At 73.8% G+C, this 12,929-nt stretch carries 12 protein-coding genes; 10 read left to right on the forward strand and 2 right to left on the reverse strand.

The annotated features are described in order from the left end of the window. Window positions 1–2 precede the first annotated feature (2 nt). Window positions 3–1,610: a serine/threonine-protein kinase gene (locus LCD31_RS00850; RefSeq protein ID WP_224955449.1), complete on the reverse strand. Its 1,608-nt coding sequence runs from the start codon at window positions 1,608–1,610 to the stop codon at window positions 3–5. A 210-nt stretch (window positions 1,611–1,820) separates the two neighbouring features. On the opposite strand from LCD31_RS00850, the gene LCD31_RS00855 reads away from it, so the two are divergent. The 3 genes from LCD31_RS00855 to LCD31_RS00865 are packed head-to-tail and all read left to right on the forward strand — an operon-like array spanning window position 1,821 to window position 5,429. Next, window positions 1,821–3,356, forward strand: a complete 1,536-nt coding sequence (locus tag LCD31_RS00855) for a sugar ABC transporter ATP-binding protein (RefSeq protein WP_224955450.1) — start codon at window positions 1,821–1,823, stop codon at window positions 3,354–3,356. Further along, the gene (locus LCD31_RS00860; protein ID WP_224955451.1) at window positions 3,353–4,402 is read left to right on the forward strand and encodes an ABC transporter permease; all 1,050 of its coding nucleotides are present in this window, start codon (window positions 3,353–3,355) and stop codon (window positions 4,400–4,402) included. Before LCD31_RS00855 ends, LCD31_RS00860 begins: the two co-directional genes overlap by 4 nt. 25 nt (window positions 4,403–4,427) lie before the next feature. Continuing rightward, complete coding sequence (locus tag LCD31_RS00865; protein ID WP_224955452.1) at window positions 4,428–5,429, forward strand: substrate-binding domain-containing protein; 1,002 nt, start codon at window positions 4,428–4,430, stop codon at window positions 5,427–5,429. Window positions 5,430–5,659: 230 nt separating this feature from the next. On the opposite strand, the gene LCD31_RS00870 is transcribed toward LCD31_RS00865, so the two are convergent. Beyond that, window positions 5,660–6,118: a peroxiredoxin gene (locus LCD31_RS00870; RefSeq protein WP_224955453.1), complete on the reverse strand. Its 459-nt coding sequence runs from the start codon at window positions 6,116–6,118 to the stop codon at window positions 5,660–5,662. A 158-nt stretch (window positions 6,119–6,276) separates the two neighbouring features. Between LCD31_RS00870 and LCD31_RS00875 the strand changes: the two genes are divergently transcribed. The 7 genes from LCD31_RS00875 to LCD31_RS00905 all read left to right on the forward strand — a co-directional run bounded on the left by LCD31_RS00875 (window position 6,277) and on the right by LCD31_RS00905 (window position 12,820). Then, window positions 6,277–6,849: a type 1 glutamine amidotransferase domain-containing protein gene (locus tag LCD31_RS00875; RefSeq protein WP_224955454.1), complete on the forward strand. Its 573-nt coding sequence runs from the start codon at window positions 6,277–6,279 to the stop codon at window positions 6,847–6,849. Between the two features lie 25 nt (window positions 6,850–6,874). Beyond that, window positions 6,875–7,996 (forward strand): hypothetical protein, encoded by a 1,122-nt coding sequence (locus LCD31_RS00880; RefSeq protein WP_224955455.1) that lies wholly within the window; start codon window positions 6,875–6,877, stop codon window positions 7,994–7,996. A gap of 10 nt (window positions 7,997–8,006) precedes the next feature. After that, on the forward strand, window positions 8,007–8,336 hold the full coding sequence (locus LCD31_RS00885) for a DUF2795 domain-containing protein (RefSeq protein ID WP_224955456.1): 330 nt from the start codon (window positions 8,007–8,009) through the stop codon (window positions 8,334–8,336). Window positions 8,337–8,499: 163 nt separating this feature from the next. Further along, window positions 8,500–9,405 carry a serine hydrolase gene (locus LCD31_RS00890; RefSeq protein WP_224955457.1) on the forward strand — a complete coding sequence of 302 codons (906 nt, stop codon included), beginning with the start codon at window positions 8,500–8,502 and terminating at the stop codon, window positions 9,403–9,405. Between the two features lie 91 nt (window positions 9,406–9,496). Next, a complete protein-coding gene (locus LCD31_RS00895) occupies window positions 9,497–10,510 on the forward strand; it encodes a LacI family DNA-binding transcriptional regulator (RefSeq protein ID WP_224955458.1) in 1,014 nt (337 codons plus the stop codon). 37 nt (window positions 10,511–10,547) lie between these two features. Next, complete coding sequence (locus tag LCD31_RS00900) at window positions 10,548–11,849, forward strand: extracellular solute-binding protein (protein WP_224955459.1); 1,302 nt, start codon at window positions 10,548–10,550, stop codon at window positions 11,847–11,849. Next, the gene (locus tag LCD31_RS00905; protein ID WP_224955460.1) at window positions 11,849–12,820 is read left to right on the forward strand and encodes a carbohydrate ABC transporter permease; all 972 of its coding nucleotides are present in this window, start codon (window positions 11,849–11,851) and stop codon (window positions 12,818–12,820) included. Before LCD31_RS00900 ends, LCD31_RS00905 begins: the two co-directional genes overlap by 1 nt. Window positions 12,821–12,929: the final 109 nt, after the last annotated feature.

Below are 12,929 nucleotides of genomic sequence, written 5' to 3' on the forward strand. Positions count from 1 at the left end.
GGTCAGACCATGCGGTTGTCGTAGGTGCCGCGGGCGTACTGCTGGAGGGCTTGCCGGATCCGGCGGCCTTCCTGCCTGCGGGTGAGGGGCCCGCCCGCGGAGCCGACCGGGTACACCCGCACGCCGCCGTGGTACGGCCGGGTCGGGTTCCAGATCCGCCAGCGGAGGGCGGGGCTGCCGGGGCGCGTCCACACGGTGACCGACTGGCCCTTGCCGGTGCCGACGACGGCGATGCGGCTGACGTGGCTCCACGGGATCTCGCGGGTCAGCAGCGGGGAGCGGGAGACCCGCAGCCCGTCGGCGCTGACCTTGAGCCGCAGCCCGGGCAGCAGTGCCTTGGCCAGGGACAACGCCCCGCTGATGGTCAGCAGCAGCATGCCGAAGCTGGTCAGCGCCCACAGCTCGTCGTCCGCGGTCGGGCCGATCTGCAACACCAGGTGGATCAGCCCGAACATGAGGGCGGCGGAGACGAGCGCGCCGAGCCGCCCGCCGGTGGTGAACACCGGCCCCGGCCCGTCGGCGCGCACCCGGTCGACCGGCACGGCGGGCCGGGACGGCGCGATGCGCGCGGGGGCGGCGGTGCCCCGGCCCGCTTCGGGCTGCTGCGCGGTCGGCTTCGGCCGGGCCGGGATGATCGGTTTCGCCGGTGCGGCGGGGGCCGCGGACCAGTCGCCGCCACCGCGCTGCCGGGTGGGCCGGGGCGGTGCGGCGGGCGGGGCCGATGGCGCTTCGGAGGCCTGCTTGAGCTGCGAGGTGTGCTCGGTGATGACCGCGGTGATCGCGGCGGGCAGCCAGCTGTCGTTCTGCGGGCAGGCCGCGCCGACCTGGTCGAGCAGCCGCCCGGGGGTGGGCCGCGCGGCGGGGTCCTTGGCGAGGCAGCCGCCGATGAGCGGCCGCAGCCCGGGGGGCAGCGCGTCGAGGTCCGGTTCGTTGTGCACGACCCGGTACAGCATGGCGGCGGTGTTCTCGTTGCCGAACGGTCCGGCGCCGGTGGCGGCGAACATGAGCACCGCGCCGAGGGAGAACACGTCGCTGGGCGGTCCGACGTCGGTGCCGACGGTCTGCTCGGGGGAGAAGAAGCCGGGGGTGCCGAGGAAGATGCCGGTGGCGGTGAGCGCGCTGCTGCTCATGGCGCGGGAGATGCCGAAGTCGATGACCCGCGGGCCGTCCGGGCCGAGCAGCACGTTGCCGGGTTTGAGGTCGCGGTGCACGAGTCCGGCGCGGTGGATGGCGCCGAGCGCTTCGGCGAGTCCGGCGGCGAGCGAGCGCACGGTCTGCTCGGGCAGCGGTCCGTGGTCGGCGACGGCCCGGTGCAGGGTGGGGCCGGGCACGTACTCGGTGGCCAGCCACGGCTGGTCGGCTTCGGTGTCGGCGTCGATGACGGTGGCGGTCCAGAAGCCGCCGACGGAGCGGGCCATCTCGACTTCGCGGCGGAACCGCTCGCGGAACTCGCCGTCGTCGGCGAGTTCGGGGCGGACGATCTTGATCGCGACGCCGCGGCCGCCGCGGGACCGGGCCAAGTACACGGCGCCCATCGCGCCGCCGCCGATCCTGGCGAGCAGCCGGTAGTCCCCGACCCTGTTCGGTTCGCCGGCCAGCAGCGGCTGCACGTCTCGTCCCCCTCTTGGATTGCGGCGGTGCCATCCCCGAGCTTACGGAGGTGGTGGTTGCGTCGTTCGCGGATGCCGCCGCGGCCGTTCGCGTGCAACGATCGGTAATCGGTTACTCGGCTTCGCTGCGAGCCTTTCGGGCTCGTGATGTTGTGAGTATGCTCCGGCGCACCGCTGCGGCGGGCGATCGATGGTGATCGAGGAGGCGGCGTGTCGCAATCCTTGCAGTCCGGTTCGGATGATGCGGGATCGGTGCAAGCACCGGCGGTGGTCCGGCTTTCCGGGGTGGGCAAACGATTTCCCGGGGTCGTCGCGGTGTCCGATGTGGACTTGGAAGTGCTGGCCGGTGAGGTCCACGTGCTGGCCGGCGAGAACGGCGCGGGCAAGTCGACGTTGATGAAGCTCGTCGCGCAGGTGGAGCCGCCGAGCTCCGGCCGCATCGAGGTCGACGGCCGCCGGGTGAGCTACCAGGGGCCCGCGTCGGCGCGGCGGCTGGGCATCTCGATGGTGCACCAGGAATTCGCCCTCGCCCCGGACCTGTCGGTGGCGGAGAACCTGTTCATCGGGCACGAACCCGGCAGCGGCGGCCTCATCTCGCGCGCCGCGGAGCGCCGGGCGGCCCGCGACCTGCTCGCGCGGGTGGGCCTGGACGTCGACCCGGGGCGCCGCGTCGGCCGCCTGTCCACCGCCGAGCAGCAGCGGGTGGAGCTGGCGAAGGCGCTCGCGGTGGACGCGAAGCTGCTCATCCTCGACGAGCCGACCGCCACCCTGACCGAGCGGGAGACCGCGGAGCTGTTCGGCATCGTCCGCGAGCTCACCGCGCAGGGCATCGGCGTCCTCTACATCTCGCACCGGCTGGACGAGATCTTCGAGATCGGCGACCGGGTCACGGTGCTGCGCGACGGCGCCGTCGTCGCCACCCGGCCGGTCGCCGAGCTCGACGAGTCGCGGCTGGTGACGCTGATGGTGGGCCGCGACGTGCAGAACCTGTACCCGCGCACCTACAGCACCCCCGGCGACGTGCGGTTGCGGGTGCGCGGGCTCAGCCGCGGCGACGCGGTGCGGGACGCGAGCTTCGAGGTGCGGGCCGGGGAGATCGTCGGCATGGCCGGGCTGGTCGGCGCGGGCCGCACCGAACTGGCCCGCTCGGTGTTCGGCGCCGAACCGCCCGACGCGGGCGAGGTGTCGCTGGACGGGGCGAAGTTGAAGATCCGCGGCCCGGCGGACGCGATCGCCGCGGGCATCGGCTACCTCACCGAGAGCCGCAAGGCCGACGGGCTGGCGCTTCAGCTGGGCGTGGACAAGAACATCACGCTGGCGAAGCTGCCGATGGCCTCCGGCCTGATCGACCTGGGCGCCGAGCGGCGCATCGCCGAGCGGGAGCGCGACCGGCTGCGGATCCGGGTGCCGTGGGTCGGCAGGCCGGTGCAGGCGCTCTCCGGCGGCAACCAGCAGAAGGTGGTGCTGGCGCGCTGGTTGCAGACCGAAGCGGAGGTGCTGTTCTTCGACGAGCCGGGCCGCGGCATGGACGTGGGCGCGAAGTCGGAGATGTTCAGCCAGCTGGATTCGCTGGCCGCGCAGGGCAAGGCGATCGTGCTGATCTCCAGCTACCTGCCGGAGCTGCTGAACATGTGCGATCGGATCCTCGTGCTGCGCGAGGGCCGGATCACGGGTGAGGTCGAGCGCGCGGACTTCTCCGAGGAACGGATCGTCGCGCTCGCGACCGGAGCGAAGGAGGGCCAGTGAGCGAGCAGCCGGGCAAGGACGAAGGGGCCCCGCAGGACGGCGGCGCGACCGCGGTGGAGGCCGCCGCGGGCCGGCCCGGGCTGCTGGGCGGGCTGACCGACCGGATGCAGGGCGCGGTGTCGCAGGTCGCGGCCGCCGGCGCGCTGATCGTGGTGTTCGTGGCGCTGTCGATCGTGGCACCGTCGTTCCTGACCGCGGACAACCTGTTCAACCTGGGCTCGCAGACCTCGGTGAACGCGGTGATGGCGGTCGGCGTCACGCTGGTGATCATCACGGGCGGCATCGACCTGTCGGTCGGCTCGGTGGCGGCGTTGTCCGGGGTGCTGGGCGTGATGCTGATGGCGGACTTCGGGTTCCACCCGCTGCTGGGCATCCTCGGCGGCATCCTGGTGGGCGCGGCGGCGGGCCTGGTCAACGGGCTGCTGGTGTCGACGGTGGGGCTGCCGCCGTTCATCGCGACGCTGGGGATGCTGAGCGTGGCGCGCGGACTGGTGCTGATCGCGACGGGCGCGGTGGCCGTGTTCGGCGCGCCGGAGTCGTTCCGGCTGCTCGGGCAGGGGGTGCTGGGGCCGATCCCGGTGCCGGTGCTGCTGATCGTGCTGGTCGCGGTGGCCGGGCACCTGGTGCTGACGCGGACGCGCCTGGGCCGCTACGCGTACGTGATGGGCTCGAACATGGAGGCCGCGCGGCTGTCGGGCGTGCCGGTGCGCAAGCACACCACGTGGGTGTACGTGGTGGCGGGCAGCCTGGCCGGGCTGGGCGGCATGATCGCGGCCTCGCGGATCAACTCGGGGCAGCCGAACTTCGGCGAGGGCCTGGAGCTGGACGTGATCGCGGCGGTGGTGATCGGCGGGGCGAGCCTGTTCGGCGGGCGCGGCACGGTGCTCGGGTCGCTGATCGGCGCGTTCCTGGTGGCGGTGATCCGCAACGGGGCGGTGCAGCTCAACATCGGCACCTTCTACCAGAACGTGCTCATCGGCGTGATCATCTGGCTGGCGGTGTGGTGGGACTTCTACCAGCGCCGCAAGCTCGCCGGCGACGCGTGATCCGGGGACGAGGGAGTTCGCTGCGATGAAGAAGGTCCTTCCGCTGGTGTGCCTGGCGGTGCTGCTGCTGTCCTCGGCGTGCGGCCTGGAGATCCGCAGGCCCACGGGGACGAACGCGCAGCAGGGCGGCACGATCCGGTTGGCGGTGATCCCGAAGGCGATCGGCTTCGACTTCTGGGAGCAGGTGCGGGTCGGCGCCGAGTGCGCGGCCACCAAGCACCCGAACGTCAACGTGCACTGGGACGGCGTCACCTCGGAGGACGACGTGAGCGGGCAGCAGAGCCTGCTGCAGGACTCGCTGGCGCAGGGCGTGCAGGGCCTGGTGTTCGCGGCGACCGACGCGAAGGCGCTGGCGGAGGTCACGAAGTCCGCGCGGGAGCAGGGCACCACGGTGGTGAACATGGACTCGGGCACCAGCCCGCAGCCGCCGGAGGTGCCGGTGTTCGCCACCGACAACGTGGCGGCCGCCGAGGAGGGCACCCAGCTGCTGGCGGACCAGCTGGGCGGCCGCGGCGAGGTGGCGTTCATCGAGTTCCTGCCCGGCACCAGCACGAACGAGACGCGCGCGGAGGGCTTCGAGCGCGGGCTGGCGAAGAACCCGGGGCTGCGGCTGGTGGCGCGGCAGTCCTCGAACAGCGACTACAACACGGCGTTGCAGGTCACCCAGGACATCCTGACGGCGAACCCGGGCCTGAACGGGATCTACGCGGGCAACGAGCCGAGCGTGCTGGGCGCCGCGGAGGCGGTGCGGCAGGCGGGCAAGCAGGGCCAGATCAAGATCATCGGGTGGGACACCTCGGAGGGGCAGATCGAGTCGCTGCGCGACGGCGTGATCACCGGCCTGATCGCGCAGAACCCGTTCAAGATGGGCTTCGCGTCGGTGAACTCGGCGATCGAGCAGATCCGCGGCGAGCAGCGCGGCGCGCCGGAGACGAACACCGGCTCGTCGGTGGTGACGAAGGAGAACCTCGGCACCCCGGAGATCCAGAAGCTCCTGAACCCTTCCTGCGCGGCTCCGCCGCGCTGAGGATTCCTTCCCATCGGTTGCTCGGGGGGCGGGTGGCGGAACCTCAGCGGGATTCTCGCTGCGGGATCGTTGTCACCGGTGGCTCCGCCACAGGCGACAACGCCGTCCTCGCGAGAATCCCGCTGAGAACCCGCGGCGGTGCCGGTGTCGTGGTCGCTGCTCAGCGGCTTCGCCGCTGACAGGACGCTGGCCGGAGCCTGGCGAGGTCGCCGGACCGCTCGGTTCGCAGGTCAGGCGCTGCGGTGCTCGCGGAGGAAGGCGAGCGCGGTGTCGGCGTGCGAGGCCATGTTGAACTCGCTGCGCACCACCTCCAGCACGGTGCGGTCCGGCCCGATCACGAAGGTGTGCCGCTTCACCGGCAGCGGACCGAACCGGCGCTTCACCCCGAACTGCCGCGCCACGACGCCTTCCCGGTCGGACAGCAGCGGGTACTCGAAGGAGTTCGTTCGCGCGAAGGTGGCCTGCTTGGCGACCGGGTCGGTGCTGATGCCGACGGGGTGCGCGCCGAGTTCGGTGAACTCCGCGGACAGGTCGCGGAAGTGGCAGCTCTCCGCTGTGCACCCGGAGGTCATCGCCGCCGGGTAGAAGAACAGGACCACGGTCCCGCCGTCGAGGAGTTCCGAGAGCTTGCGCTCGGTGCCGTGCTGGTCGGGCAGTGCGAAGTCGTCGACGGTGTCGCCTGGACGCATCGGGGGCTCCTTGATCGTGGCCGGCGAGGTCACCTTAAGCCCCGGGCACGCCGCCGCGGCAGACCTGTCCGTTTGCCGCCTCCGCGCGCCGGGTACGGCACGGCTGAGCGGCGAGGCGCGAACCGGCCCGCCGCGACGATCTGCAGGAGGTGTGCACGATGACCGCGAACCTGAACGGTGCCAAGGTCGCCTTCCTGGTGGCCCCGGACGGCATCGAGCAGGTGGAGCTGACCGAACCGTGGAAGGCCGTCGAGCAGGCGGGCGGCCGGCCGGAGCTGGTGTCCATCCAGCCCGGTTCGGTGCAGGGGCGCGACCACCTGGAGAAGGCCGACACGTTCACCGTGGACAAGGTCGTCACGGAGGTGTCGCCGGACGACTACGACGGCCTGGTGCTGCCGGGCGGCGTGGCCAACCCGGACGCGCTGCGGCAGGTGCCGAACGCGGTGCGCTTCACCGGCGAGTTCTTCGCGAGGCAGAAGCCGGTGGCCGCGATCTGCCACGCCCCGTGGCTGCTGGCCGAGGCGGACGTGGTGCGCGGCCGCAGGCTCACGTCCTACCCGAGCCTGCGCACGGACCTGCGCAACGCGGGCGCCGAGTGGGTGGACGAGGAAGTCGTCGTGGACTCGGGGCTGGTGACGAGCCGGAACCCGAACGACCTCCCCGCGTTCTGCGCGAAGGTCGTCGAAGAGGTCGCCGAGGGGAAGCACCGCGCCCAGGCGCGCAGCGCGTGATCGGGGTGGCAGAGCGGAGGAGTCGATGAAACTCGCGTTCCTGCAAGACGTCTACGGGTACCAGGGCCCGTTCGCGACGGTGTACCTGGACACCTCGGCGGACGCCGAGGACGCCGCGAAGGCGGTGCAGCTGCGGTGGCGTTCGGCCCGGGAGCAGCTGGCGGACGCGGGGGCGGACGAGGCGACGTTGCGCGCCTTGGACGAGACCGTGGACCGGCACGAGTACCGGATCGGCCGCCGCGGCCAGGTGCTGGTGGCGACCGCGGGCGAGGTGGTGTTCGGCGAGGAGCTGCCGACGCCGCCGGAGGACGCCTCCGACGACGAGAAGGTGCACTTCGGGACGTTGCCGCACCTGCTGCCGTACCTGCGGTTGCGGGCGTCGCGGATCCCGCACGTGGTGGCGCTGGTCGACCACGTCGACGCGGAGCTGACCGTGGTCGCGGCCGGTGCCGAACCCCGCACTCGGCGGGTGCAGGGCGGCGACCACCCGGTGCACAAGTCCCCGCCCGGCGCCGACGAGCTCAACGAGCAGCGCTTCCAGAACCGGGTCGAGGAGCAGTGGCTGCGCAACGCCAAGGAGGCGGCCGAGGAGATCGGCAAGCAGGCCATGCGGATCGGCGCCGAACTGGTCGTGCTCGCCGGTGATCCGCAGCAGCGGACGCTGGTGCACCAGAACCTGCCCGGCGGCGTCCGGGAGCGCACCGTGCAGACCGACGCGGGCCACCTGGACCGGGGCGCCTCCGCGGAAGGGCTCCGCGACGAGGTCGAGGACACGGTGGCGGCCGCCGTGTCGGCGCACGTGGACGAGGCGGTCCGCGAATTCGAGCAGCAGCGCGGCCGCGACGAGCGCGCCGCGGAGGGGTGGAGCGCGGTGCTCGCCGCCCTGCAGCGCGGCCAGGTGCGCACGGTGCTGTGGGGTTCCCCGGAGTCGCCGTCCTGGCTGCACGTCGGCCCGGTGCCGAACCAGGTGGCGCTGGACGCGCGGGAGCTCACCGACATGGGCGTGTCCAGCCCGGGCAGCGCGCCCGCCAGCGCGGCGGTCGTGTGGTCGGCGGCGGGCACCGATGCGGACCTGGTGCTGGTCGATCCGGACGAGGTGAAGCTGACCGACGGCATCGGCGCGGTGCTGCGCTACACCGACGCGTGAGAGGAGGAGCATGACGACGACGCGGGAAACGGTGAAGAAATCGCTGTCCACGATCGACTTCCCCGCGAGCAAGGAGGACCTGGTCGACTTCGCCCGGAACAACGGCGTGGACCAGGACACGGTGGACGCGCTGCGGGCGCTGCCGCTGGCCGACTACGACAACGTCGGCGAGGTGCTGCGCTCGGTGCCGCTGGACAAGGCCGACGAGGAGGGCCAGTCCGCCGCGGACAAGGCGGCGGAGGACCGGCAGCACGTCCGGCCCGGCCTGGCCGAGCACCAGCGCGAGACCCCGGCCAACCCGATCGCGGAGGAGCTCGGCGAGAACCGCAAGGGCGGCTGAACCCGGGCAACCACGACGATCGACCGAACGCCCCCGCCCGCAGCGGGGGCGTTCGCGCGCGCCGGGCCGAGTTCTGCGATCGAGCTCGGGACGGCGTTAGCGTGCTGGGGGCACGTCCGACGGCCCGGCCTTCCCGCCGGGCCTCGGAGGCATGGGGTCCCGCATGGATCGTTCCGATCGTCGGTTCCGGCGCGCGCTCGCGCTGCTCGGTTGTTCGCTGCTGCTGGCGGTGCCCATCGCCGGGTGCGGGGAGCCGGGCGGCCGCACCGCGCACGAGGAGTCCGGCCAGTGGTGGGTGTCGCGCGCCGGCTACCCGGATTCGCCGGCGCGTGCCCGGCCGGCCCCGAACCCGGCGGTGCGGACCGCGGTGCGGCAGGCCGACGACTACGCGGACCGGCTTTCCGGCAGCACGGTGGCGGTGGCGGTGCTGGACCGCGGGTCCGGCGCGGTCGTCGGCGGGGAGCACGCGGACGACGAGTTCACCACCGCCTCGGTGTCGAAGTTGTTCGTGGCGCTGGACGTGGTGGAGCGCCGCCGCGAGGGGTTGCCGGTGTCGTCCTCGGACGTGGAGCTGATCCGCCGGGCGCTGGCGCTCAGCGACGACGGGGCGATGAACGCGCTCTGGGACCGGTTCGACGGCGCGGGCGCCATCTCGCGGGTGGCGGTGCGCTACGGGCTCACCCGCACGCTGCCGCCGGCGGTGCCGGGGCGGTGGGGCGACACCCGGACGTCGGCGCGGGACGTGGCGGCGGTGTTGGCGCGGGTCCCGGCGCTGCCCGCCGCGGAGCGGGCGCTGGTGCTCGGCCCGCTGGACGAGGCGCCGCGGACCGCCGCCGAGGGCTTCGACCAGCAGTACGGGTTGAAGGCCGGGGCGCGGCGGGCGGCGGTGAAGGCGGGCTGGATGTGCTGCGCGGACGGCCGCCGCTCGGTGCACAGCGCGGGGCTGATCGGGCCGGACCGGCGCTACGCGGTGGCGGTGCTGTCCACCCAGCCGTCGTCGAAGAGCTACTCGCAGGCGTCGGAGGTGGTCACCGAGGCCGCGGCGCCGCTGCTCCGGCACCTCGGCTGAGCCCGCCCGCCCGGGTCGTTCGCCTCGTGGGACTCGACGGCGGGTTTCGCTACGCTGGCGTCTCGCTGGACGGCTACGAGGGGACCCGCGGTTGAAACGGCCCACGATCATCGACATCGCGCGCCGGGTCGGCGTGTCGAAGGCGGCGGTGTCCTACGCCCTCAACGGCCGCGCCGGGGTTTCGGCGGCCACCCGGGAACGCATCCTCGACGTCGCCGCGCAGCTCGGCTGGGACGCGGCGGGGCCGGCGCGGACACCCGCCGCCGACCGCACCGGCACGATCGGCCTGGTGCTGGCCCGGCCGCCGCAGCAGATCCGCGCCGAGCCGTCGGTGGTGCACTGGATGGCCGGGCTGGAGGCGGCGCTGGCCGAGTACGGGCTGAGCCTGCACCTGGCGCTGCCGCCGGACGAGGAGGCCGAGCTCGGCACCTACCGGTCCTGGGCCGCCGGGCGCCGGGTGGACGGCGTGATCGTCACCGACCTGCGCACCGAGGACCCGCGCGTACCGCTGCTGCGGGAGCTGAAGCTGCCCGCGGTGGTGATCGGCGAGCACGAGCGGGTCGCGAACGTGGCGGTGCTGCGCTTCGCCGTCGCCGAGGAGGTCCGCGCCGTGGTGGCGCACCTGGCCGAGCTCGGTCACCGGCGGATCGGTCACGTGCAGGGCGGTGTCGACCTGGAGCACACCGAGCGCCGCAGCGCCCTGCTGCGCGCCGAGGTGCGGGAGCGGCTCGGCACCGACCTGGTGAAGGCGGAGGCGGCGGCCACCGAGGACGGCGGGGTGCGGGCCACCTGGCGACTTCTCGCCGCGGACCCGCCGCCGACGGCGATCGTCTACGACGATGACGTGACGGCGGTGGCCTCGGTCGCGCGCGCCGCCGAGCTCGACGTCCGGGTACCCGCCGACCTGGCGGTGCTGTCCTGGCAGGACTCGATGCTGTGCCGGGTGGTGACCCCGCCGGTGACGGCGCTGTCCCGGGACGTCGAGGACGACGCCGCCGCGGCGGTGCACCTGCTGCTGGAGCTGATCGAGACGGGGGCCGCCGACGACCTGGACGTGCCGCCGCGCGTGCTGATGCCGCGGGCGAGCACGGGCGGGGTGGGCTGAGCGCGCTCCCGCGACCTCTCGCGACGAGGAGACGACGGTGCCCCCACGTCCGCGCGGCCCGGTGCTGGGCCTGGTGCTGCTGGTGCTGCTGGGCGTGCTCGCCGGGTGCGGGCCGCCGCCGCGGCGGCTCGTGTACTGGGCGGCGAACCAGGGCGCGAGCACCGCGCGGGACCGCGAGCTGCTGCGCACCCGGCTGGCCGCGTTCACCCGCGAGACCGGTGTTCCGGTCGAGGTGGAGGTCGTCCCGTGGAGCGATCTGCTCGACCGCGTCCTGGGCGCGGCGATCTCCGGCACCGGCCCGGACGTGGTGGACGTGGGCAACACCTGGTCGGCGTCGTTGCAGGCGACGGGCGCGTTCGTGGAGTTCGACGCGGAGCTGCTGGACCGGCTGGGCGGCCGGGAGCGGTTCCTGGACGGCAGCATGCGCTCGACGGGCCTGCCGGGCCGGCCGCCGGCGTCGGTGCCGCTGTCCGGCCTGGCGTACGCGGTGTTCTACGACCAGGCGCGGTTCCGCGCGGCCGGGATCGAGGGGGTTCCGCGCAGCTGGGCGGAGTTCCTGGACGTGGCGCGGCGGCTCTCCGGCGGTGGCCGGGCGGGGGTGACCGTGCCGGGCGCGAGCTACGCGCAGAACGCGCACCTGGCGTTCCTGTTCGGCGCGCAGCAGGGCGCCCGGTTCTTCGACGCGGCGGGGGCGCCCGCGTTCACCGGTCCGCGCGAGGTGGCCGCGGTGCTGCGCTACGTGCGGCTGCTGGGGGAGGGGCTGGTGCGCGCCGACGACGCCGAGCTGGGTTCGGCGCCGGAGGCGGCCGCGGAGTTCGCCGCCGGGCGGGCCGGGATGCTGATCGCGCAGAACAACGCACTTCCGGCCATTGTGGACGGAGGCCTGCGCGCGGATGATGTCGGCGTGTTCCCGCTCCCGCTGCCCGATCCGCTGCCGCCGGGCGGTGCGCCGGTCCGCACCCACGTCGGCGGCAGCAACGTCGCGGTGCTGCGCGACGGCCCGCACCGCGCGGAAGCGCTGCGGCTGGTGGAGTTCCTGACCCGCGCCGACACCCAGGTGGAGCTGAACCGGGCGTGGGGGAGCCTGCCGGTCGTCGCCGACGCCTACGACGGGCCGGAGTTCGCCACCGGCCGCGCCGCGGTGTTCGGCGAGCTGCTGGCGCGCGAATCGGTGCCGATGCCGATGATCCCGAACGAGAGCCGCTTCGAGACGACGCTGGGTGCCGCCGTGCGCGACCTGTTCGCGGCGGCGGCGACGGGCGAGCCGGTGGGTCGTGAGCAGGTGCGGGCCGAGCTGGCGCGCGCGGAGCAGCGGATGCGCGCGTCCGGGGGCGCGTGATGCCCGGTGGCCGGGCGCTGCCGGGTTCGCGGGCGGTGCCGGGTTCAAGGACGCTGCCGGGTTCGCGGGGCCTGCCGGGTTCGCGGGCGCTGCCGTACCTGTTCCTGCTGCCCGCGCTGGTCTTCGAGCTGCTGGTGCACCTGCTGCCGCTGCTCGGCGGGTTGTGGATGAGCGTGCACGAGCTGGACCAGTTCTCCCTGCGGGAGTGGCCGTCGGCGCCGTTCGCGGGCTGGGACAACTACCGCTCCGCGGTGGACCTCGGCGGTGCGGCGGGCGCGGAGCTGCTGCGCTCGTTCGCCGTGACGGCGGCGTTCTCGCTGCTGGTGGTGGTGCTGTCGTTCGGGCTGGGGCTGGCGGGGGCGGTGCTGCTGCAGCGCCCGTTCCGCGGCCGGTTCCTGCTGCGCGGGTTGTTCCTGGTGCCGTACGCGCTGCCCGTGTACGCGGTGGCGCTGGTGTGGCGCTTCGTGCTGGACCGGGGCGACGGCGCGTGGAACTCGGTGCTGCGCGCGGCCGGGCTGGGCGGCGGCGAGTTCTGGCTGCTGGGGCCGAACGCGTTCGCGAGCCTGGTGGTGGTGGAGGTGTGGCGGCTGTGGCCGTTCGCGCTGCTGGTGCTGCTGGCGGGCCTGCGGTCGATCCCGCCGGAGGTGCACGAGGCGGCCGAGGTGGACGGCGCGGGCCCGGTGCGGCGGCTCCGTTCGATCACGCTGCCGCTGCTGCGGCCGGTGTCGCGGGTGCTGGTGCTCGTGCTGTTCCTGTGGTCGTTCACCGAGTTCACCGTGCCGCACGTGCTGTTCGGCGAGTCGGTTCCGGCGGCGGCGGGCCTGCTGTCGGTGCACGTGCACGAGAGCGCGTTCCGCACCTGGAACTTCGGGTCGGCCGCGGCGATGTCCGCGCTGCTGCTGGGATTCCTGCTGCTGCTGGTGGCGGTCCCGCTGCTGGTGGCGCGCTTGCGGGGGCGTCGTGCGGCGTGAGCCGCGCCGGGTCCGGCTGCTGCGGGTGGCCGGGCTGGGCGCGCTGGGGGCGTTCGTGGTGCTGCCCCTGCACGTGGTGGTGACGACGGCGCTGGGGTCGCGTCCGGGC

This window comes from Saccharopolyspora sp. 6M (assembly GCF_020176775.1).
In the GTDB taxonomy this organism is placed as follows: Bacteria; Actinomycetota; Actinomycetes; order Mycobacteriales; family Pseudonocardiaceae; genus Saccharopolyspora_C; species Saccharopolyspora_C gregorii.

Coding starts and splice junctions, on each gene's coding strand:
- LCD31_RS00865 (WP_224955452.1), top strand. CDS start 4,428: ATGAAGAAGGTCCTTCCGCTGGTGTGCCTGGCGGTGCTGCTGCTGTCC.
- LCD31_RS00870 (WP_224955453.1), bottom strand. CDS start 6,118: ATGCGTCCAGGCGACACCGTCGACGACTTCGCACTGCCCGACCAGCAC.
- LCD31_RS00875 (WP_224955454.1), top strand. CDS start 6,277: ATGACCGCGAACCTGAACGGTGCCAAGGTCGCCTTCCTGGTGGCCCCG.
- LCD31_RS00880 (WP_224955455.1), top strand. CDS start 6,875: ATGAAACTCGCGTTCCTGCAAGACGTCTACGGGTACCAGGGCCCGTTC.
- LCD31_RS00885 (WP_224955456.1), top strand. CDS start 8,007: ATGACGACGACGCGGGAAACGGTGAAGAAATCGCTGTCCACGATCGAC.
- LCD31_RS00890 (WP_224955457.1), top strand. CDS start 8,500: ATGGATCGTTCCGATCGTCGGTTCCGGCGCGCGCTCGCGCTGCTCGGT.
- LCD31_RS00905 (WP_224955460.1), top strand. CDS start 11,849: ATGCCCGGTGGCCGGGCGCTGCCGGGTTCGCGGGCGGTGCCGGGTTCA.